General features: G+C 48.7%; 1 pseudogene. It reads right to left on the bottom strand.

Annotated elements, in window-relative coordinates:
- Positions 1-97: 97 nt before the first annotated feature.
- Positions 98-267: pseudogene (locus SB753_RS37790) on the bottom strand (exopolysaccharide biosynthesis protein); the annotation flags it as partial.

Below are 267 nucleotides of genomic sequence, written 5' to 3'. Positions count from 1 at the left end.
ACTCACGGCTTATTCAACGTGTATTGCAATAGGATGGGAAACAAGACCCCTCCGCTTATTAGCTCAATAAAGGCGACACAGATCCGCGTAAGAGCGCCTAGCGCGTGAGCTGCTTCAGATAAAAGAGCGTTTGCAATGTCGGCAATACTTGCTGCAAAACACGATTGAATGTTGTGGATGCTGCTGTTCCGACATATACAACGTCCATCGGCTGAAGCTGGAACTGCGTCGACAACATGATCGAGTCCGGCTGAGTCATGTCAAGAT

Origin of the sequence: Paraburkholderia sp. SIMBA_053 (genome assembly GCF_046534895.1) — a bacterium.
In the GTDB taxonomy this organism is placed as follows: domain Bacteria; phylum Pseudomonadota; class Gammaproteobacteria; order Burkholderiales; family Burkholderiaceae; genus Paraburkholderia; species Paraburkholderia caledonica.
The sequence above is the reverse complement of the archived record's forward strand: the minus strand, read 5'-3'. Positions and strand labels throughout refer to the sequence as shown.